Below are 21,749 nucleotides of genomic sequence, written 5' to 3' on the forward strand. Positions count from 1 at the left end.
AATAGAAAATTATTGATAAAATCCGTAAAATAATGGATTAAAATCGACTAGACTGGTCTCATCGCTAGAAGACTAAAATGTAATACCAGCCATTTGCTTATTACTCACTTAGAAACCTCCAGCTGTATAAAGTTTAACGACTTTTGTACGGCTTTCTGTATGTCTTAAACGTTTCATCGTTTGTGATTTAAGCAATCTGGAAATCCCTAGCGTTTAGTGACAAGGTTAGTAATCCTCATGCTTATCCGTGATCCTCAATAAGGTTTCCTACCTGCCGTTATTTTCCAAAGCCCTTCTAGCTGTCGCTCAGCTCTGTCCGAGATTAGCAAGCCTGTTTTTGTTGAGGAAAGATGTTGGCTGACCAGTTACTGGTTCGCATCCTACTGGCCAAAGGCGAGTGACTGCAAGAAAATGCTAGTAAGGAATCTCCCTCCATAGGTAACCTAACTCCTCGAGCTGTCATCTCGAACGGAGGAAGAGACCTTATGTAGGAATGGGGCAGTGTTAAGGTTAGTATAAATTACCTCGCAATTGCTTTACTACAGCCGAGCAACTGCGGGATTAACTTCCAGTCAGAAAGTGTTGCTAAATCCTAAATAGGGTCCTTCGCTTCGCTCTGGATGACAGGAGAAGAGACAACCCCAACTACTTCAGCCCAACCGATGCCAGCTTTTCCGCTGGCATCATTCGTCTAACGCTTCATATCCACCCCCGCACGCAGTCGCTCGGCTAGAAAGTGTTACTCAATCCTAAGTAAGGTCCTTCGTTTCGCTCTGGATGACAGCAGGGAGCTTTTTCGCTGTTATCCCTCGTTAGGGAATTTCTTCGCAGTCGCTCGGTTCTGGCCGAGTGACGCTATGGTTTGGCAGGCCTCTGGTCGGTGTTAGCAAGCCTGTTTTGGTTGGGGAAACATTGTTGGCGGATCTCCTACTGGTTCGCAGTCTACCGGCCAGAGACCTAGAGCTAGGTAGTCACTCGGCTAGAGCCGAGCGACTGCGGGAGTTAATCTAAATCCTTCAACTGTTATCTCGAAATCAGGGAGAGACCTTGCTTAGGATTGCGGGTAGCTTGACGGGAACCAAGTTAATGGGTTCGAAAAGATAATAACGTCCTTCGCTTCACTCTAGATGATAATATGGAGTATAAGCTCTTCCTGCAACGGACCTCTTGAACCAAGAGAAGCAAACTCACCTTGCAATCACAAAAAAACTGCTAGTTAACCACCTGACAACCAAATAATCAGATGATCCTCTTTTAAAGCCACTTATCCAGTTTCACCGAGGCAGTTCTAAATAGGTTAGTATTATTGTAATATCATTTTAATATCAACTACTATGAGAGACAAAATCGTTCATCCTCCTTCAGGTTATTTAATGCTGGCGTTGACTTTGCTGGCTTTTCCGGTCGGGATTGGGTTATTCTTTTACTCGCCGATTGTGGCGGTTGTAGTCCTTTTGGCCGCCCTCATTGCTTCGTTTGGCTTTTTCATTGTAAACCCCAACGAAGCTAAAATTCTGGTGTTATTTGGAAATTACGCGGGTACAGTTAAAGATTCCGGTTTTAAATGGTCGAATCCGTTTTACATGAAATCAACGATTTCACTGCGGGCTCGAAATCTGGAAGGGGATAAAATCAAGGTCAACGATTCACTCGGTAACCCAATCGTGATTGGTGCGGTGGTCGTTTGGCAGGTGAATGATACCGCCCAGGCTAAATTTGAGGTAGATAATTACGTTCAGTACGTGAAACTTCAGAGTGATGCCGCCCTGCGTCACATGGCGGGTACCTACGCTTATGATCATTTTGACGATGATCAGCAGGAAATAACGCTCCGTTCGGGGGGAGATTTGATTAATGAAAAGCTTGAAAGTGAATTAAGTGAACGTCTGGCTCGGGCTGGGGTAACCATTCTTGAAGCCCGGATTACGCACTTAGCTTACGCGGAAGAAATTGCACACGCCATGTTGCAGCGTCAGCAGGCAACGGCCATGGTTGCCGCCCGAACTAAAATTGTAGAAGGAGCGGTAGGTATGGTAGACCTGGCTTTAAAACGATTGACCGAGAACGCCATAGTTGAGCTGGATGAGGAGAAAAAAGCCGCTATGGTGAGTAACCTCTTAGTGGTACTTTGTTCGGACAAAGCGGCTAACCCCGTAGTCAATACGGGCACTTTATATCATTAACAGATCGATGGACAGGAATAGATTGAAGGGAGTATAGAAACTCTTGTTAAAGGTCCAATTACAAGTTATGGCGAAAGAGAAAGAAGCAAAAAAAGCCTTTGTTTTACGAATGGCTCCTGAACAACTGGAAGCTTTGCAAAAATGGGCAGATGATGAATTCCGTAGTTTGAATGGACAAATTGAATTTCTATTACATGAAGCATTAAAAAGTAAAAATCGCCTCCCCAAAGAGCGTTCCTAAGGAGTATCAGTCATAAAAAAGGACAGATACGCTTCGTGTCTGTCCTTTTTTATGACTTCTAGAATTAAACTACTAACTCTTGGTAATATTTTTGCTGTTAACGTAGTAATTAATATCTACAGTAACGGTAGAGTTGGGCTTGATTTTATTTAATTTTTGCCACTGATCCGTTGGCTTTAAAACTATTTCTTGATCGTCAATTTTGACTTTAACGGGCATGTCAAATTTAGATACACAGTTTTCCCAGCGATAAACGAGTTCATTATTTTTAAACTCATAGGTAAATACTGGGATACGAATGTCATGTAAATATTGTTCGAAAACTTTAGCAAGCTTTAAGTTTAAAGATTGACTTATGAAATTTTCAACCTGCGTTCCGGTGACTGTTTTATGGTAGAAAGTTTTATTGATACCTAATAACATCTGGTGCCAGCGTTCGTCATTACTAACAATCTGACGGATCATGTGAAGCAGGTTTCCACCTTTGTAATACATATCTCCTGATCCTGAATAGTTAAGATTATGTATACCAACCACAGGCCGATCATTCTTAATCAGTTTTCGACACCCAATTACATATGCTGCTCCCGCTTCTTTTCCGAAGTAATACTCTGTAAATAAAGACTCAGAGTAGTTCGTAAAACTTTCGTGAATCCACATATCGGCCACGTCATAATTGGTAATGCTATTAGCAAACCATTCATGGCCGGATTCATGAACAATGATAAAATCCCACTTTAAACCCCAGCCAGTAGTCGATAAATCCCGGCCTAAATACCCATTTCTGAAGCCATTGCCGTAAGTAACAGAACTCTGGTGTTCCATGCCCAGGTAGGGCACTTCTACGAGTTTATATCCGTCTTCGTAAAAAGGATAGGGACCAAACCAGTATTCAAAAGCTTTCAGCATCATCGGAACCTGTTGAAACTGTTTTTTCGCAAGCTCCAGGTGTTCCGGTAATACGTAATAATTCAACGCCAGTGGCCCTTTTAATCCTTGGTACGTTTCCGACCAATGCGTATAATTGGCAATATTTAAATTAACGCCGTAGTTGTTAATGGGATTAACTACTTTCCATTGAAAAGTCCGGGTTCCGTCGGTGTTTTCGGTAGTTTTTATTAACCGGCCATTGGATACATCCATCAACGGCTGCGGAACCGTCACGGTTATATTCATGCTGTCCGGCTCGTCGTAAGGATGGTCTTTATTCGGCCACCAGGAACTAGCTCCCAGACCCTGACAGGCCGTTGCAATGTAGGGCTGTCCGGCTTTATCCTTAGAAAAAACAAAACCCCCATCCCAGGGAGCCCGCCGGGCTACGTGGGGTTTACCTTCGTAATAAACCGTTAATGATTCCTGGTGATTGGGAACCTGCGATTTCTGAAGCTGAACAAAGTACGCATCGCCATCCTGAGTATAGGTAAGTGACCGACCATCCTGTTCGATTCGATTGATTTGCATGGGTCTTTGTAAATCAATCTGTAAGACCTGAGCAGATTTTAGGACTTTGTAGTAAACCTGATTGCTGCCCTTAAGCGTACTGTCTTTAGGATTAAAACGAACATTGAGATCATAAAAAGCCAGGTCCCACCAGGCCCTTTCGGGGGTTATGGTGCCGCGTAAAGTATCAAGCCTGGAGAATTCATACGTTTGAGCGAAGGTTGGAAAAACAATACCAATGGTAATAAAAATACTTAAATAGAATTTCATGGGTTATACATTCATTTGAGCAATGAGCTGCTGGGAAATTGTAGTGAATTTTTGGTAAGGGAAAGTAAAACTAACTAAATATATCTAAAAATGAGTATGTGAAATACCCATTTTTAGATAACGACGAGCCGTCCTGCGACAACTAACCCTTGTTGGCTGATTTCTATACATTTAATCAGCTAACTTTCGAACTTTAATATCTTTAAAATACACAACACTTTTGGGATCATGGCCTTGTAAAGCAAAGGTTCCAGAACTAATCAGGCGTTGCTTCATGTCAGTCGGACGCTCTGCATTAGCGGGTTCGGTGTAGTCTACCACAGTTTTATCATTAATCTTGATAACCACGTGTTTGTCCTGCACGGTAATCTGTTCAGTATACCATTCATTATCTTTAACATAAACCTCTTTTACATCCTGAATATTGTAAAGGCTGCCGGTGCGTTTCCAGTCGGTATGAGAATTGTTTACCTGAACTTCATAACCCTTCGCTGGCCAGCCGTCTTCCTGATAGGCAGTATGAAAGTAAATCCCTGAATTAGAGCCTGGTGTAGTTTTAACTTTAGCCTGAAATTCAAAGTTTTTGAAAGGCTGTTCGGAGCCTTCGTAGAACAAGTGAGCCACGGGACCGGCTACCTTAATGCAGCCATCTTCAACACTGAAGGTGTCGGCGTTTTTACCGACCTTCCAGCCCTTCAAGGTCTTGCCATCAAAAAGAGAAATCCACTGGTCTTTGGGAGGAATAAAACTCAAGGAGCAAGTGGTAAGAGCAATGAGTAATGCTACGTGTTTTTTCATCTTTCAATAAAAATGTAGAGGTTAATAAAAATTAGAAGAAGTAATGACAAAGTAAATTTTAAACATAAATGATAAGAATGCTAATAGTTATTAGCAATAAAGAGTGATTTTGAATGTAAGATCGCTCCTAAATACCCTCATTCAAATTAACTTACGTTAAAAAGGTAGGTTAGGGAGTTGTTTGCTATGAAAAAAATAATCATGATTATTGAGCATCATTTTAGGATAATGAAGCATTGTTTTTTGATACTTAAAACAAGTTTAGAAATGCTATATTAAAAATAAAATAGGCTGGCATACATTATTTATAAGTTTACGGATAAAAAAATAGATATACTGTATGGATTCTTTTGCAGCAACTGCCAGTGGAGTCGTTGGAGCTACTACGCTGACACTCTTGCATGAAACGGCTCGTAAAACCGTTGATGATGCTCCCCGAATTGATTTGTTAGGCAAACGGGCTATTTCTAAATTACTACCCGATTACCTGTCACCTTCAGAAGAGACGCTGCACAAAGCTTCTCTGGTAGGCGATATCATGTCGAATGCCGCTTATTATGGATTGGTAAGCATGGATAAGCCCAAAAACGGCCTTAGAAATGGGGCTATTTTAGGACTGGCTGCCGGTATTGGAGCTGTACTGTTGCCGGGACCGCTAGGCTTGGGAGAGGCTCCGAGCAATCGTACTACAGCTACTAAGCTGATGACTATTGGCTGGTACCTAGCGGGTGGGTTAGCAGCAGGATTGACTTTCAAATTGCTAAAACGTTAGGTAATTATAGATACCATTTTTCATAGACTTCCTGCTTAACTATAGTTGTATAGTTTTCAAATTGTTCGCAAGTTAATAACTGAGGCGAAGACATGATCCGTAAGGGAAAGGTCTCGCCTCTTTTCTGATAGGGAGGCTGGTAATAGGAGTAGTCATTGAGGCATAAACCCAGCCGTTCGTAAAACCTGATTCTGGATTCATTAATAGCATCCGTAGGAGGTTGCACTTCAAGTAATAGGGGTTGATCCGTCAGCAGTTGCTGCATGATGGTCGTTCCCGTTCCTTTGCCCCGGGCGTTGGCATGGACGGCCAGGTATTCCAGAAAATGGAACGTTTTGAAGTCCCAGCAGACGGCCATTCCTAAAATTCATGGTTTTCTTCCCAAACCAGTAATTGCATTTGTTCGTCTGCCAACGTTCTTTTTAAAGTTTCCAGGTCGCGTCTTTCGCCTGTGTGGAAAGCGGATTGTAACAAATTCCAAACCTCGGGGAAGTAGGGGTGATGTTCGTTCTGAATACGTATGAACATAAAACGCCAATGTGATGAAGTGAAGAGCAATCATTGTCATGAAGACTGAATTGGATTGCCAAACCAATAAATTAGAATATTTATAGATTGTGGAATGTTTCTTGTACTTTTTTTATTTAACTCAAAGGATTTGATGAACTTTGTTTACCTAGTGTCTGCAAGCATAGGGTTGCATGTTTAGTGGCCACTCGTAGACGATCAGAACTTTACCTAGCAGTCAGATGAATAATGGAATGTCATTTTTTCTAGCCCGCTTAGCGGTCGGCACTAGTTTGTTAGGGCATGGACTGGTTCGAATGCCGAAATTAAGTGGCTTTAGTGCCTGGATGGTAGACAAATTCAAAGATTCTTTGTTGCCTGAATCCCTGGTCACGCCATTTAGTTATGCTTTGCCGATTGCCGAGTTAATGGTAGGCGTTCTGATTGTGCTGGGTTTGTTTACTCGATTGGCCTTGACTGCGGGAAGCTGGATTATGATTAGTCTCATTTTTGGTTCGTCAATGGTAGAAGACTGGGGAGCCATTCCGTCACAGCTCATTCATGTAGCTTTTCTGACTATATTACTTGTATTTGAACATTCCCATAATTCGTATTCACTGGATAAAATGACCCGGAAATAGCTGACCAAGCATGTGACCAGGCATTTATGATCCAGCACTTTTGAGCAAACAGCGTTTTTCCCTTTGAAAATTATATGAAAAAGAGTCTTATTTCCTTAACTGTGGGCGGCTTCGGCATTGGTATGACGGAGTTTGTCATGATGGGTATTTTGCCGGATATTGCCAGAGATCTGCAAATCACCATTCCCGAAGCAGGGCACCTGATTTCGGCTTATGCTCTGGGGGTAGTTTTAGGAGCACCTCTGCTGGTTGGTATCGCTGGGAATTACCCTCCGAAGAAAATTCTGCTGGGCCTAATGGCCTTGTTTACCTTCTGTAATGCTCTGTCTTCTTTTGCTCCGAACTACCAACTCATGATGTTAACCCGATTGCTGTCGGGCTTACCTCACGGGGCATTCTTTGGTGTGGGTGCGGTAGTGGCCAGCCGTTTGGCAACGCCGGGTAAAGAAGCTCAGGCAATTTCGGTCATGTTTGCGGGTTTAACCATTGCCAATATCATTGGTGTTCCACTGGGAACGTATATCGGGCATAACATGAGCTGGCGAATTACTTTCCTGATCATTTCAGGGGTTGGCTTGCTAACGATGTTCAGTATCCAGCAGTTATTACCCAATTTACCTACGGTGGGGGATTCTAATATTATCAAAGATCTGAAGATTTTTACCCGCGTAGAACCTTGCTGATTCTTGGAATTACCGCCATTGGAACGGGTGGACTGTTTGCCTGGTTTAGTTACATTGCTCCTTTACTAACCGAAGTAGGAGGATTTAGAAGCGACCAGATTACCTGGATTTTGGTGCTGGCAGGTGTGGGTATGGCCGTTGGAAATGCCATCGCGGGCTTCACGGCTGATCGACTCTCTCCCATCAAAGCCACGGCTTTATTCCTCTTATTAATGGCGGTTTCGTTGACGGTTGTATCATTCATCGCTCCTTTCAAAATACCGCTTCTGGTAATGACTTTCGTAACCGGAGCCATTTCCTTCACGCTTGGAGCACCTATTCAGATCCTGATGATTCGGGCTGCCAATGGTTCAGAAATGCTGGCGTCTTCTGTAAGTCAGGCTGGTTTTAATATGGGCAACGCCCTCGGAGCTTACCTGGGCGGTTTACCGATTGCCGCAGGTTTGGGTTATACTTCGCCCCAGTGGGTGGGAGCCATGCTGGCGTTAACGGGTTTCCTGATGTCTGTGGTAGTCTACTATCGTCAGAAAAATGCGGTTAGAGAACGGGTATTAGCTTAATTATTGCTACTCAAAGGGGCCGTGCAAATCATTTGCACGGCCCCTTTTTCATTAATCGAAGTTTTCGACTACCTGGCGTTTCAGGTAGGTGCTGTAATCGGTCAACTGTGATTCGTAATCCTGATGCATGAAGGGCGAGCTGAGCAGAAAGTCGGCAGTGGCCCGATTACAGGCCATCGGAATATTCCAAACTACTGCCAGTCGTAATAAAGCTTTCACGTCCGGGTCGTGCGGCTGAGATTCCATCGGATCCCAAAAGAAAATGATGGCATCAATCTTCGATTCGGCAATCATGGCTCCAATTTGCTGATCGCCGCCAAGTGGCCCTGAGAGTAGTTTAGTAACTGGGAGTTTCAACGCTTCTTCCAGCAATCGGCCCGTTGTGCCGGTAGCAAATAACTGGTGCTTACTCAAGAATTCCTGATTCGCCAAAGCCCATTCCAGAATCTCGGCTTTTTTATGATCGTGAGCCACGAGGGCGATGCGTTTATGAGCGTTTAAGTGTCTGCTTGCCATAAGGGTGATTTATGAATTGGTTTCAGAAGGCCATGTAAAAGGTTGAAAATCAAATTTGCTTTTTAATTCCTGCAATTGCGAGTACTGATACGCTACGGCATTAGCACCCACTGAATCAGCCCGAAGATGGTCTCTTTCCTGACAAATTTCAAGAGGTGTATCAAACAATCGGTATTGAATATGGAAAGAAGGGAAATTTCGCAGCATTAAGGTAATGTATTCTTCAAAATACGTCTTTTTCAGATGCGTGTTATCCATCATTACGTTCCAGCCTAACCGTAAGGCATCAATCAATAGTTTGGTATGCATCCGATCAACCAGATTTTCAATTCGGCTCTGATCTTCCTTAGGCCAGTGCCAGTAGGTGCCAAGTGAAACGGGCAGCAGACTCCGCCTTAATTCATCCCGACTGATTCGCAACCAGTTCGGCTGATTCAGACAAAATTCTTTCGCCCAGGTTGATTTTCCGCTTCCACTAACGCCAATCAAAACGACCATTTGTTTCATAATTGGCAAGGTCTAAAAATTCCGTGAAAGTAAATCCATCAGCTTCGCGAGTGTTTAAAATTTATAATCGCTGGGCCTTGATGTGAGTTATGGCCTGGGCAATCTTTACCGATTGAGAATCGAGAGACCATGCATACCTTCAGAGTCCCTGGGTGAAATTCGGGGAAGCAACATGCTTCGCTCGGAATGAAAGGGGAGGATTACCAGTAAGGATCAGTCATTAGGTAACGCACCACGCTATTCATAGAAAAGTCCGCAAATCAGGACATTTGCGGACTTTTCAGGAGTTAGTTAACCACGGTTATTTGGCAAAAGCATCGGCTAGTTTGTTTAATTCCGCATCCGTAGCTCCGCCGGAAGTAATCACGACCCGATACCGGAAAACAACAGACTGTCCCTTCTTCAATTGATAGTTGAGCTCTTTTTTACCTTCTGTAAAAACCTTCTCACCTAATGGATTCAGGGCAAACAATCCGTAATCGCGGGCGTGCCAGAAAGTAGGATAGTTCACATTTTTAGGATGATCAATCATCGCAATGGAAACCGTTTCCTTCCCAATTTTTCCCGTCAGATTCATCCATCGACCCCGCGTACTCCACACTTTAGCACCTTCGATGCCCTCACTGGAACGATAGTTACCCGTTACGCCCGTATTGTCCAGCTTAGGAACTGCCGTTTCTACGCCATTGGCATCCGTATATTTTTCTGCTTTCGTAGAAGGTAACTCCAACTGACGGGCTACGCGAATGGCAAACATGCCATCTTTAACATCCTTAAAATGAACATCTTCGGTTGCTTTAAGAACGGTCATCCGATCAATGATGCGTTGCTTGTCTGTAGCGGTAAAGAAATAGGTGGTACGCTCTTCCAGTACTTTCCGACCTTTACCGTTGTCTTCCAGCCAATCGGCAGTAACGGTTAACTCGGCTCGTTTTCCGTCCTTTTTAGCCTTGATTCCCGTGTGCCGAATGGTACCGTATTTGGCTTTGGGATTAGGTGGTGTGTTGGAATTATTCCAGTAGTCATATCCATTTACATCTTCATAATTAAACCAGATGCCTACGTGGTGAGGATGGTCTACTCGTTCGCCAGGACGTGGATCAATAGGCCAGCCGCGAGTAATAAGATTACCCTGAGGTGAATAAACGGGATAAAGCACGGCTTTTTTCAGTACCTGCTCTCCCGGATAGAAGTAACTGGTGAAGGGCTTTCCGTCCACAAGAACATTTACCTTTTTAGCTTTTTCGTCAGATTTCAGCTCAATCATTTTTTGCCCCATTACCTGAACGCTGAGGAAAAAGGCTGAGCTACATAATAGAAGTTTAGAGAGAGAAGTCATAGAGTAGTAATGTTAAATCCATGCGAAACTACCAATGATATGACCCTTAACCATGGTGCTAACCCCACAAAGCATTCATTATTTATTACTGAGAGAAAATTAAGGACAAGCGAAATGGAAGATTACAGGAGAATAGAAATCTCTAATTTAAATGTAGATACAGTTAATTTGAAAACTAATCTAATTTAATAAAAACTTATATAATAAGTGTAAATATAATAGCTTTACAGGCTATTAAAATCCGGTAAAATAAAAAAGAATGATAGTGTATCTAAATTTGCATGAATAATGTTTTCATAAGTTGTTCATCCTGAATAGAATAAAATTTTAAAATTGTACATATTATCTTTTGGTAATATATGTACAAGTGTAAATTATAATTTAAGTATTTGATAGTCAATAGTTTCTGTATAAGGAAGAGTGGGATGAATAAATTTATTTACTGGATTATTTTAAGAAATAATTATCAAAATAAATTTTAAAAAATAGCTTTTTAGCGTGTTTACTCACTAAAATAAGTCATTGACTACCCTTCAAGTTTAGTTTACCTACATTTATAAAATTCAGGTACCTAAATACGCTATATTTGTAGTACTTATAAGAAACCGAATTACCCGCCATAAGGAATTGCATCTTTTCTTAAACTTATTCAGAGCTCTGTTAAGAGATGCATTGCAAGAACTTAAATCCGGTTTGGATTAACCTATGAATACTCAAGAGGAAGAGAGGCTTTTTACAAGAGGGCAAACGACTAAGGAGTCTTCTCTTTCTCGAGAGTAGTTTTGTATCGCTACTACTGTTCTGTCCGTGCAACTGTTCAAAAGCACCAGAAACACCATATTAGGGAACGCTAGTCTCCTGACGAATACAACCTACCACGCCTAAATCATTACTACGAACATGGCTACTACGAAGTGTTGCCCTTTTTGCAAAGCTTCAGAGATAGAACGCCGCCGCCGTCCTGCAGCGATTCGTACCTTTCTCTTTTTTATTCCTTTGAAGTGGTTTATCTGTCTAAGATGTAGAAGATTTTTTGCTAAACTTTAAAAAACAACATTTAATACGGAGAATACATAAATAAACGGAGCATTATTGCTCCGTTTATTATTTTTATAGGGTCATATAAATGGTATTGGTTAATTCTAATTAAAATTAATATCAAGTGATAATAATTTAATGGTTAGTAATTAGGTAATACAAGATAAGTTAATCAATCGGTGTTGAAATCAGGTAAACGTTAATCCAATGCAGGAAAATCGTGTGCGAGTATTAATCATTGAAGATGAAGCCGTTTTGGCAATGGATTTATGTGATACCCTCGAAACCGAAGGTTATTATGTAGTTGGAATTGCAAACAATGGAAAAAGAGCTTTAGAAATCTACCAGCAAAACCAGGTTGACCTGGTGCTTTGTGACATTAATATTAAAGGGGAATGGGATGGGATCGAAACCATAAATCAGTTGCAGAACATTAAAAATGTTCCAGTTATTTATATTACTGCATTGGCCGACAAGGAAACCAAAGACCGGGCTAAACTTACCTATCCAGCTGCCTATTTATTCAAGCCTATTAATAATGCTAATCTGAATATTTCTATTGAATTGGCTATTCAGAACTTTTTAGCCCGGGATGCTTCTGGTTATACGAAAGATCAGAATAAGATTACGGATAAAGATGTTCAATCTAAAGAAGTCATATTGAAAATTGAGCAATCTATCTTCATCAAACATAATTATCAGTTCGTGCGAATTGATATGCAGGATATCATTTACCTGGAAGCTGATAATACGTATACAACGATTGTAACCAGCGATAAAAAATATTCGATTCGTTTAACCCTGAATTTGACATTACTGCGACTTGGGGTCGAAAAATTAATGCGGGTACATCGCTCATATGCGGTTAATGTTCGTAAGATAAAGAGTTTCAATGAAAAAGAAATTGTCGCTGATCAGTACACCATTCCCATGGGACGGCAGTATAAAGATGAGTTCATGCGTATTTTCCAGATTAATTAATGGGTTTTGTATTCTCCAATATTGAATCGAATGAGAAGTATTTTATTAACCCTTATCCTAAATCTGGGATTGTTTTTACCTACACAGGCTCAAACCTCTAAAATTCAGCCTTTTAATGCCTACCTAGAAAGTATTGAAAATTTACCGGAAAAGGCAAAGTTTGATTCGATCTCCAGATATGAAGCAAACATGTCGAACCATGCCCGATACATTGATTCAAAACAGGCTATTGATGAGTTATTGAAAATCGCTACGCATCTAAAGGATACCATCCTCCTGGGGAGAACCTATTTCTCGTATGGGCTTCTGGCAAGGGATAAAAGCAACCTGCCAGAAGCTCTATTGCATTACGAAAAAGCATTACATTTTTTCACTGTTACGAAAGAGGTAAAGCGTCAAGCCAAAATACTGGACTTCATTGGGTTCTCGTATATTTCGCTAAATGATTTTGCCTCGGCAGAGCCTTATTTTAAAAAGGGGATGGTACTAGCTAATTCCATACAGGATAAAGACCTGATTATCCAGTTTAATATGGAATTGGCTACGATGGAGGATATGCGTAAAAATTATGCAAAAGCTCTTACATACAATAGCAAAGCCATGAAATACGCTGGTAACCAGAAAGAAGAATATTTAATGATCTGGTTTAACCGGGGCATTATTTATAAAAATGCCGGTATGTATAAAGAGTCTGAAGCTATGTATAAAGAATGCTTGGCCATAGCCAATCGAAAAAATGACAATTACATAAAAGGATATATTTACATGAATTATCCTAATACGTTGATTGCCTTGAATCGATTAGACGAAGCTGAGAAGTATGCTAAAATGGCTCTTCAATGGTGCGAAATTCAGCCTGAAAGATACCGATATGAACAGGAAATATACGGTACATTAACGAAAATATCGGAACGAAAAGAGGATTTTAAAAGTGCATTTCAGTATCAGAAAAAATGGATTGCGTCCAACGATACGGTCAATAGAACGGACAAAAATAAGCAACTAGCAGAGGCAGAAACCCGCTTCAAAACGCAGGAAAAAGAACAGGAAATTATTCGTTTGGACGAAGAAAATACCTCTAAAAGCAGACAATTCTGGTGGCTATTTTGCGGGGCAGGTGCCTTACTAATTATGTTCACTGTAGCCTTATGGCAATACAGACGTATTCGACAGGTGAATAAGGAGTTGGAGTCGACAAATGCTCTAATATGGAGTCGCAATAAACAGATAAGTGAACAGTCTGATCAGTTGAAAAATCTGATGAAAGAACTGCATCACCGGGTTAAAAATAACCTGGCCATTATTTCCAGTTTATTACGATTGCAATCCACCCGACTGGAAGACGAGGGAGCCGTAAAAGCTGTAAAAGAAGGCCAGCAACGGGTAGAAGCCATGTCTCTGATTCACCAGAAACTCTACGAAAGTGAGAATATAACGAAGGTGAATATGAAAGAATATATTAGTGATCTGGCCCAAGGATTGTTATACGCTTACGGCTATAAAATTGAAGATTTCGATTTACGAGTGGATATTGCTGAAATAGAGCTTGACGTAGAAGTAGCCGTTCCTTTAGGATTAATACTCAACGAGATTATTACTAATTCATTTAAACATGCGTTCGCACATATTGATAACCCACAATTGAGTATCATCCTAAATGAAAATAAACCATTTCATTTGGAAATTAAAGATAATGGTCCCGGAATAGATATGAATAAATGGCAACAGCCAACGGGCTCTTTTGGGAAACGATTGATTGTTATACTAAGTGAACAAATTGGGGCAATTCTGAAGGTTAATAATGAAAATGGAACACGATTTGATTTAGTGATGACTGTATAAAGGATATGAATAAAAAAAGGCTGCATAGGCAGCCTTTTTTTATTCGTCTTCCAGCTTACTGCCGGCGGTTTCCTTGATGAAAATCATCCCTACAATGAAAGAAATGGACGTTAATAAAATAGGGTAATAAAGACCGGCAAATTTTGAGCCTGTTAAACTCCCCAACCACGTAGCTACGAATGGTGAGCAACCACCAAATATTCCATTAGCAACATTGTAAGGGATGGAAAGTGACGTATATCGAATTTTTGTAGGAAATAATTCCACTAAAAAAGCAGCAATGGGCCCATAGGCCATCGTTGCAAATAAGACCTGAATAAAGACTAATAACCCAACGATAAAAAGAGTAGTGCTAGGAAGTATGATTTCAGTTTTTATTTCTGTTTTCCCGTTAGGAAGCTTAACATACGTTTGCGTTAATTTTTTGCCATCCGTGTAAGTAGAAACCTGAGCTTCGGGAGTGATTTTAGTTTCCAGGATAGTGCCGCTATTGACTGCGTGATCTAATCCTTTGTAGAGTGGATATAAAAACAAACTAGCTCCCAATAAACCCGCCATCATTACCTTTTTACGGCCAATTCGATCGGATAAGGTTCCGAAAATAACGAAGAATGGCGTGGCACAGGTAACGGCAACAGCCATTACTGTTTGGGCCGAACTATATTCAACATTCAGAATTTTAGTGATGAAAATCTGGGCGTAAAACTGGCTGGTGTGCCAGATGGCTCCCTGACCAATAATGGCTCCAAACATTGCAATTAACATAAGCCGAACATTGGCTTTACTCTTAAAAGCATCCCGTAAAGGAGTTTTGGTAATGTTACCTTCTTTCTTAAGCTTGGCGAACGCGGGGGATTCATCCATATTTCTGCGAATGAAATAGGAGAGGACAACCAGAAAACCAGACAAAGCAAAGGGTAATCGCCAGCCCCATTCGTTGAATACTGATTTTCCTAACGTAAACTGACAGCCGAGAATAACGATAATGGAGATGAAAAAGCCAATGGAAGCCGTCGTTTGGATATAACTGGTAAACTTACCTCTCTGATTATCAGGAGAATGTTCGGCTACATATGTAGCCGCACCGCCATATTCGCCCCCAAGAGCCAACCCCTGCAAAACCCGCAGTACTAACAGAATAATTGGGGCCAAAATGCCAATAGAAGCGTACTGTGGGATAAATGCAATGGCGAACGTACTGCCGCCCATCAGCATCAGTGTAACCAGAAAAGTATATTTTCGCCCGATCATATCACCTAACCTGCCAAAGACAATGGCCCCGAAAGGACGAGCCACAAATCCGGCTCCGTGGGTGGCCAGGGTACTTAAGAACGCGGCGGCAGGGTTTTCTGGCGGGAAAAACTTGGTAGAAATAATGGCTGCCAGGCTGCCAAAAATGTAGAAATCATACCATTCAATTACGGTTCCGGCGGAAGAAGCGAATATTACTTCCCAAAGACGTTTTTTTGAAGTAATCAGGGAGACGTTTTACTTTGCATGTGTAGAGGTTTGACTGCTTGCCCGATGGAGCATTTGGTCGAAAAATAAGGTTATTTTGTTAATTTATTCTAGTATTGGAAGAAACTTTTCCGTACGCTTACCCGTCAAATATGTCCCTGATTTCAATCCTGACCCAGCCCGAAGTCCGTTCGTTTATTGCTCAACATCAGGATGAAGACTGGCAACGGTTGCTGCTCTCCGCACACCGTTTTCCGGGGTTACCCATTAAAGAGATTGCTCTGCAAATTCAGTGTAGACAGAAAGCAAAAGGAAAACTGCCTTCCTGGCTGGCGGCTTCTGACGTACTTTTTCCCGGAATCATTCCGCTGGAACAGTGCTCTTCCGAGCGGACCGCACGCTGGAAATCTTCCCTGATGCGTGGCGATACTTATGCCGACCTGACGGGCGGAATGGGCGTAGATTTCTGGGCGGCTTCCGCTAATTTTCGAAAGGCGACGTATTGCGAGCAACAAGCTGATTTATTTGAATTGACGAAATGGAATCTTCCTCAGGTTGGGCTTACCGCAGAAGTAAACTGGGTACCGGGCAATGGCGTGGAATGGTTAAAGGAAAGTACTGAAAAACTGGACTGGCTTTACTTGGACCCCGCTCGCCGGAATCAAAGCAATCAGAAAATGGTTTACTTGTCAGACTGTGAACCTAATGTATTGGAAATCAGAGATTTATTACTTGAAAAGGCCAATAATGTATTGATAAAACTTTCGCCCATGCTGGATATTGACCTGGCGGTGAAACAGTTACAATGCGTGCAGAAAGTATATGTGATTGCAGTGGAAGATGAGGTGAAGGAATTACTTTTTCAGGTTAGTAATCAACGGACCGAAACGGAAATAGTCGCAGTAAATCTTTTAAAGAACAATCAGGAACAGAAGTTTACTTTTACCAGAGCGGAAGAGCAGTCGGCAAGCCCCCCATTTTCGCAACCCTTAACCTATTTATATGAGCCTAATGCAGCCCTTTTAAAAGCCGGAGCTTTCAAAAGTATTGCCGGAGATTCCTTATACAAACTGGCGGTAAGTAGTCATTTATATACATCGGATAGTTACAAGCCTGAATTTCCCGGACGGATTTTTAAAATCAATGCGGTAACTAAGGCTGATAAAAAGGAAATTCATCGATTAATACCTTCAGGAAAAGCTCATATTACGGTGCGTAACTTTCCAATGGGAGTGGCAGATTTAAGGAAAAAACTGAGTTTAAACGATGGAGGAGAGGTGTATGTATTTGCTACTTCGGATGAAAATCAGAAGAAATTAATCCTGGTTACCGAAAAAGTAAATCCAGAAAAGTTATAGTGAGTTTTTGTACTTATAAATTTAATTTTTCGTTATTAATTAGCCCTTAAATTACTTATTCCGTTAGAGGTATCAACACATCAAATTTACCTTCAAATTAATCCTTTTATGAAAACGAAATTTTTGACTCTTGTCTTTTTGTTAATGAGTAGTGCAGGAGTATTCGCTCAGGCAGATATTAAACCCGTTCAACAGGACGTAGCTAAAGTGAAACGAGTGGGTTATTTAATGACTACCAGCGTTGATAGCCGAATTGTAGAACAGGCCTGGAAAAAAAAGCTGGCTCAATACGGACGGGTATTATCGGAACGGGGTGGCGTTTACAAAGTGGAATATGCAAAGGTGCCTTTTTCCGATAAAAACGTACTGATCGTGAGTCAGATCGATTCCAGATCGAAAGGCACAACGCTTTTTCTTTCGGTAGATATGGGGAGTTACGAGTATGCTTCCAGCACTAACAATTACGGTCGTGAAGTAGAGGCCATTCTTCAGGATTTTCACAAAGAAGTGGATTACGAATCACAGGTAAGTGATGCAGATAAGACGCTGAAAGAAGCGACGGATAAACAGAAAGATGTCGTTCGTAAGTCAGAACGAAATCTGCGGAATTTAAAGGATAATCGAGCCGAAAAAATCAAGTTGTTCAAACGTCTGGAAGAGAACGAGAAGGAATTAGCTCAATTACAGGCAGACAGTGTCAGGCTGAGAAGTGAAGTAGAACAGGCTTCGAATTTGCTGGAAGATCAGAAGAAAAATAATGAATCGGTAAAAAGCCGCAAACCCTAATGACTACCTAAGATTTATTCAAGCAAGTTCGTCCGCGACAGTATCGCGGATGCCTGAGAAAAGCGTCTGTGACACTCCATATTACAATCGCTTTTTCACTAAGCTTGCCTGTAAACGTCCAATCCTCTGTCATCTCGAACGCAGGGAGAGACCTTCTGTAGAATGCGGAGGTATCGGGGTTAATTAAGACTTCCTAGATCAGTCAGTTCGCCTATAAACGGCAAGTATTTTCAATAACAGAGAGGGCCCGGTTATTAGAACCGGGCCCTCTCTGTTATTGAAAAATTCAAATGTTATTTAATTACGGCATCAATCCGATGAACGACTCCATTGGTAGTAGAAACATTAGATCCTGTAGTAAGGATCTTAGCTTTAGTAGCCGTTGAATCTGCTCCGGCATACAGCGTAATAATACCCGAAGCGTCCCGGCTTACGTTAATTGGGTGATTTCTCCACAAAGTGTTTACCGTATTACTCTTAAAGTTACTGGTAAAAACGCGGTTACTTATGACATGACCAGCAATGATATTTCTTGGGTAATCGCTGCTCAACGTATCTTTAAAATTGCGGAATGCCTCGTTGGTGGGAGCCAGTAATGTATAAGTCCCTTTGGCAATGGAGTCTGTCAGGGTTCTTAACGCGGGCCTTTTCAGTAAGCTATAGAGCGTAGAAAATTCGGGCGTATATCGGATATACTGAACGATATTATGCTGAGAGGTAGAGATAAGATGATCTACTTTATGCAAAATACCATTGGAAGCCTCAAGATCACCACTGACGATTTTAGAACCTCCGTTGACGTAAAGAACGGCATCTACGCTCGAAAAATAAACGGGTCGGTTAATAGCCGTAACATGGGAAGAAGAATCCAGGTTTTCAATTTTATATTCTGACACCACAATATGAGGTAAAAGAATAGCTCTGAGTGAGTCCGAAGAAAGGGCGTTAATATCAATGCTACTGCTGGAAAAAGCCGCATTAGTAGGGGCAAGTACGGTGTATTTTCCGTGTTCCAGTGTAGTAACCAACTGGGCTTTAGTAAGGGCCGAAACGAAGGTTGATAATTCAGGATCAGCTTTGGCAATCACCATGATGTTGTCGCCGGCTTCTTCATCAATTAACTCGTCCGTGCTTTTTTTGCAACTTACGAGAGCTAATCCTGCTAGTAGGGTAATAGATAATAATCGAAGGGTTGGTACAATACTCAGATTCATTTTCATAGGTTGTACTGTCTGTTTAATCAGTCCTAAAGGTAACGCTTAGAATGGGTTGTAGGTTATGATTTTCCGAATAAGTAGTCGTTAGCAGGAGCTGTGCAAGCCGTTTAATTACCTTCCCGATAAAACACGCGGCTTACTCGTTCGCCCACGCTGGTCAGGATTTCATAGGGAATGGTCCCGATCCAGGAAGCCAAATCGCGGATGGTAGGGAAGTCGCCGAAGATAATCACTTCATCGCCTTCCGAACACTGAATATCCGTCACATCCACCATACACATATCCATACAAATGTTGCCGACTATGGGGCACAGTTGTCCCTGAATCAGTACTTTACCCGTTCCCCGGCTAAATTTACGGTCATACCCATCCGCATACCCAATGGCAATCGTCGCAATTCGGGAATCACGCGATAAAACGCCTTTACGACCATACCCGACCGTTTCGGTTTGGGGGACATTTTTGATCTGAGAAATGATGGTTTTCAGGGTTCCGACGGTTTTCAGATTAAGCTGATCGTCTTCTTTCACGGCGGTTCCGTAGAGCCCTTTCCCTAACCGAACCATATCAAAGCGAGCTTCAGGAAAACGGGCCAGACCGGGTGAATTAGCCAGGTGCCGGATGGGTTGATAGGCAATGAAAGAGGAAATCCGATCCGCCATGTACGTATACCGTGCGATTTGCGTTCGGGTGAAATCGTCAAACTGGGCTTCGTCGGCAGCCGCTAAGTGGCTGAAAATACTGGCTACTTTGATCTCTGGATGTTGCTGTAATTCAGAACCTAACCAATCCAGATGAGCTTCTTCAAATCCCAGTCGATGCATGCCCGTTTCGACTTTCAGGTGAATAGAAACAGGTTCCGTGCGGTTTTTTCGGGTACTTAAATATTCTATAAACTCATTCCAGATGCGGGGACTGAAAATCTCTGGTTCGAGGTTGTAGTCTAGAACCTGCTGAAAGTTATCGGGCGAAGTATTTAGCACCAGGATGGGTAACTGAATACCAGCCTGCCGTAGGCGAACCCCCTCGTCGGGATAGGCAACAGCCAGGTAATTGACCCGGTGAAATTGCAGCAAATTAGCTACTTCTTCAATGCCACTTCCGTAGGCAAAAGCCTTCACCATCACCATTAGCTTGGTTTGGCGACCAATCTTTTCCCGGAAATAATTCAAATTATGGGATAAGGAATCCAGGTTTACCTCCAGAACGGTACCGTGCGTTTTCAGGGAAAGTTTACGGATGATATCCTCAAAATGATAGGTTCTGGCTCCTTTGACCAGCACCACACTTTCGGTAAAATCAGTGGTGCGGAATCTGCTCAGAAAGTCTTCTGTGCTTTCAAAAAACTTGGCGGGTAAAGCAAAAACCATCTGGTTGCGTTGCAAAGCGGGTCCGATGGCAATGAGCTGATTAACGCCTTTATCTTTCAGTAATCGGGCAATCTGTTCGTACAATTCCGCTTCGGGCATGCCAGATTGCAATACATCCGACAGAATGACAACCTTATGCGGACGTTCGTGCTGGTTTGACAGGAAGTCCAGAGCCATTTTTAGTCCCGCCCAATCATTGTTGTAGCTGTCGTCAATCAGGTAACAGTCGTTAATACCCTCCTTGAGTTCCAGACGCATGGAAACCGGGCGAAGGGCGTAAATTCGACGCTGAATTTCTTCATCTGAAACGCCGAATAACCGTAGAATGGCAATGCAGTGATTCAGGTTCTCCCACCACGCCGAACTAATGTTACTTTGGGTAGTAAAGGAATGCCAGGAATCCTTGGTTGACCAGCCAATGATTTGACAATCAGCGGGAAGAAAGTCGGCTAATTCGGCAGTGATTTCCTCGAAATCCCGGCAATAGACAAACGTTTTTACGTGACGGAACAACTCCAGCTTTTCCCGGATCTTCTGTTTACGATCCGTAAAAGCTTCATCGTGAGCCGTACCAATGTTGGTAAAAATCCCGATCGTGGGTTGAATAACGGCCTCCAGTCGGGCCATTTCGCCGGGCTGGGAAATGCCTGCTTCAAAGATGCCCAGTGTATCATGTGAATCAAGCGGCCAAACCGAGAGGGGAACTCCTAACTGGGAATTATAACTCTTGGGACTACGACAAATGGTAAACTCGGGGCTCAGAAGCTGAGCCAGCCATTCCTTAACAATGGTTTTCCCGTTAGAACCCGTAATGCCAATAACCGGAATATCGAATTGTTTTCGGTGCTCGGCTACTAATTCCTGTAAGGCATGGATCGAATTAGCTACCCGATGAAAGATAGCTTGAGGAAATGAATCAGTCTGAAAATCAGGCGATTCAACTACAAACTCCCGAACGCCTTTGGTGTATAATTCGGCGATGAACTTATGCCCATCGTGATGCGGCCCGCGTATCGCAAAAAAACAGATTCAGAAGGACTGGTTAACTGACGGCTGTCAGTAAGTATATAACGAGCGGAAGTATTCATGGCAATCAAAAGACGTACGAAGAAAGGGCAAAGGTAATAGAGTTTTCAGTTTTCGGTTGACAGTTTTCAGGTTTGCTACCAAGTCTCAACCACAGAGTAACTCCGAGTTTTCCTTTTTTGAAACGCTGTGGTTAATCTAAACAGAAAACAGAGA

General features: G+C 42.1%; 19 protein-coding genes. 10 read left to right on the forward strand and 9 right to left on the reverse strand.

The window, feature by feature from the left end; all coding sequences use genetic code 11:
- Positions 1-1,334: 1,334 nt before the first annotated feature.
- Positions 1,335-2,183, forward strand: a complete 849-nt coding sequence (locus BWI96_RS06675) for an SPFH domain-containing protein (RefSeq protein ID WP_106635896.1) — start codon at positions 1,335-1,337, stop codon at positions 2,181-2,183.
- A 67-nt stretch (positions 2,184-2,250) separates the two neighbouring features.
- On the forward strand, positions 2,251-2,424 hold the full coding sequence (locus BWI96_RS06680; RefSeq protein ID WP_106635897.1) for an Arc family DNA-binding protein: 174 nt from the start codon (positions 2,251-2,253) through the stop codon (positions 2,422-2,424).
- Positions 2,425-2,496: 72 nt separating this feature from the next.
- On the opposite strand, the gene BWI96_RS06685 is transcribed toward BWI96_RS06680, so the two are convergent.
- Together BWI96_RS06685 and BWI96_RS06690 are read right to left on the reverse strand one after the other, a co-directional pair.
- A complete protein-coding gene (locus tag BWI96_RS06685) occupies positions 2,497-4,134 on the reverse strand; it encodes a M1 family metallopeptidase (RefSeq protein WP_106635898.1) in 1,638 nt (545 codons plus the stop codon).
- Positions 4,135-4,305: 171 nt separating this feature from the next.
- A complete protein-coding gene (locus BWI96_RS06690; RefSeq protein ID WP_106635899.1) occupies positions 4,306-4,932 on the reverse strand; it encodes a DUF1080 domain-containing protein in 627 nt (208 codons plus the stop codon).
- A 340-nt stretch (positions 4,933-5,272) separates the two neighbouring features.
- On the opposite strand from BWI96_RS06690, the gene BWI96_RS06695 reads away from it, so the two are divergent.
- Positions 5,273-5,704, forward strand: coding sequence for a hypothetical protein (locus BWI96_RS06695; protein WP_106635900.1), 432 nt, complete (start codon positions 5,273-5,275; stop codon positions 5,702-5,704).
- Positions 5,705-5,708: 4 nt separating this feature from the next.
- On the opposite strand, the gene BWI96_RS06700 is transcribed toward BWI96_RS06695, so the two are convergent.
- Positions 5,709-6,062: a GNAT family N-acetyltransferase gene (locus tag BWI96_RS06700; RefSeq protein WP_106635901.1), complete on the reverse strand. Its 354-nt coding sequence runs from the start codon at positions 6,060-6,062 to the stop codon at positions 5,709-5,711.
- A 403-nt stretch (positions 6,063-6,465) separates the two neighbouring features.
- On the opposite strand from BWI96_RS06700, the gene BWI96_RS06705 reads away from it, so the two are divergent.
- The 3 genes from BWI96_RS06705 to BWI96_RS22220 all read left to right on the forward strand — a co-directional run bounded on the left by BWI96_RS06705 (position 6,466) and on the right by BWI96_RS22220 (position 8,095).
- A complete protein-coding gene (locus BWI96_RS06705) occupies positions 6,466-6,852 on the forward strand; it encodes a DoxX family protein (protein WP_198555162.1) in 387 nt (128 codons plus the stop codon).
- A 74-nt stretch (positions 6,853-6,926) separates the two neighbouring features.
- Entirely contained in the window at positions 6,927-7,535 is a 609-nt protein-coding gene (locus BWI96_RS22215; RefSeq protein ID WP_232793608.1) for an MFS transporter, read from the forward strand.
- Positions 7,529-8,095: an MFS transporter gene (locus BWI96_RS22220; RefSeq protein ID WP_232793609.1), complete on the forward strand. Its 567-nt coding sequence runs from the start codon at positions 7,529-7,531 to the stop codon at positions 8,093-8,095. Before BWI96_RS22215 ends, BWI96_RS22220 begins: the two co-directional genes overlap by 7 nt.
- A 51-nt stretch (positions 8,096-8,146) precedes the next feature.
- Here the strand turns inward: BWI96_RS22220 and BWI96_RS06715 are convergent, their stop codons facing one another.
- The 3 genes from BWI96_RS06715 to BWI96_RS06725 form a co-directional block, all read right to left on the reverse strand.
- Positions 8,147-8,611, reverse strand: a complete 465-nt coding sequence (locus BWI96_RS06715) for a methylglyoxal synthase (RefSeq protein ID WP_106635903.1) — start codon at positions 8,609-8,611, stop codon at positions 8,147-8,149.
- Between the two features lie 9 nt (positions 8,612-8,620).
- Positions 8,621-9,118 (reverse strand): AAA family ATPase, encoded by a 498-nt coding sequence (locus BWI96_RS06720; protein WP_106635904.1) that lies wholly within the window; start codon positions 9,116-9,118, stop codon positions 8,621-8,623.
- 301 nt (positions 9,119-9,419) lie between these two features.
- Positions 9,420-10,457, reverse strand: a complete 1,038-nt coding sequence (locus BWI96_RS06725) for a PmoA family protein (protein ID WP_198555163.1) — start codon at positions 10,455-10,457, stop codon at positions 9,420-9,422.
- A gap of 1,245 nt (positions 10,458-11,702) precedes the next feature.
- On the opposite strand from BWI96_RS06725, the gene BWI96_RS06730 reads away from it, so the two are divergent.
- Both BWI96_RS06730 and BWI96_RS06735 read left to right on the forward strand, forming a co-directional pair.
- Positions 11,703-12,476: a response regulator gene (locus BWI96_RS06730; protein WP_106635906.1), complete on the forward strand. Its 774-nt coding sequence runs from the start codon at positions 11,703-11,705 to the stop codon at positions 12,474-12,476.
- A 30-nt stretch (positions 12,477-12,506) separates the two neighbouring features.
- Positions 12,507-14,318 carry a histidine kinase dimerization/phosphoacceptor domain -containing protein gene (locus tag BWI96_RS06735; protein WP_106635907.1) on the forward strand — a complete coding sequence of 604 codons (1,812 nt, stop codon included), beginning with the start codon at positions 12,507-12,509 and terminating at the stop codon, positions 14,316-14,318.
- 39 nt (positions 14,319-14,357) lie between these two features.
- Here the strand turns inward: BWI96_RS06735 and BWI96_RS06740 are convergent, their stop codons facing one another.
- Positions 14,358-15,797: an MFS transporter gene (locus tag BWI96_RS06740; RefSeq protein WP_106635908.1), complete on the reverse strand. Its 1,440-nt coding sequence runs from the start codon at positions 15,795-15,797 to the stop codon at positions 14,358-14,360.
- Positions 15,798-15,928: 131 nt separating this feature from the next.
- Here BWI96_RS06740 and BWI96_RS06745 point away from each other — a divergent pair, with 131 nt between their 5' ends.
- Together BWI96_RS06745 and BWI96_RS06750 are read left to right on the forward strand one after the other, a co-directional pair.
- Positions 15,929-17,134 carry a class I SAM-dependent methyltransferase gene (locus tag BWI96_RS06745; RefSeq protein WP_106635909.1) on the forward strand — a complete coding sequence of 402 codons (1,206 nt, stop codon included), beginning with the start codon at positions 15,929-15,931 and terminating at the stop codon, positions 17,132-17,134.
- Between the two features lie 108 nt (positions 17,135-17,242).
- A complete protein-coding gene (locus BWI96_RS06750; RefSeq protein WP_157830246.1) occupies positions 17,243-17,920 on the forward strand; it encodes a hypothetical protein in 678 nt (225 codons plus the stop codon).
- A 293-nt stretch (positions 17,921-18,213) separates the two neighbouring features.
- Here BWI96_RS06750 and BWI96_RS06755 read toward each other — a convergent pair whose 3' ends face one another.
- Together BWI96_RS06755 and alr are read right to left on the reverse strand one after the other, a co-directional pair.
- On the reverse strand, positions 18,214-19,140 hold the full coding sequence (locus tag BWI96_RS06755; RefSeq protein WP_106635911.1) for a fasciclin domain-containing protein: 927 nt from the start codon (positions 19,138-19,140) through the stop codon (positions 18,214-18,216).
- A gap of 104 nt (positions 19,141-19,244) precedes the next feature.
- Entirely contained in the window at positions 19,245-21,536 is a 2,292-nt protein-coding gene (gene alr / locus BWI96_RS06760) for an alanine racemase (protein ID WP_369804100.1), read from the reverse strand.
- Positions 21,537-21,749: the final 213 nt, after the last annotated feature.

It is taken from the genome of Siphonobacter sp. SORGH_AS_0500 (genome assembly GCF_002838835.1).
Lineage (GTDB): Bacteria > Bacteroidota > Bacteroidia > Cytophagales > Spirosomataceae > Siphonobacter.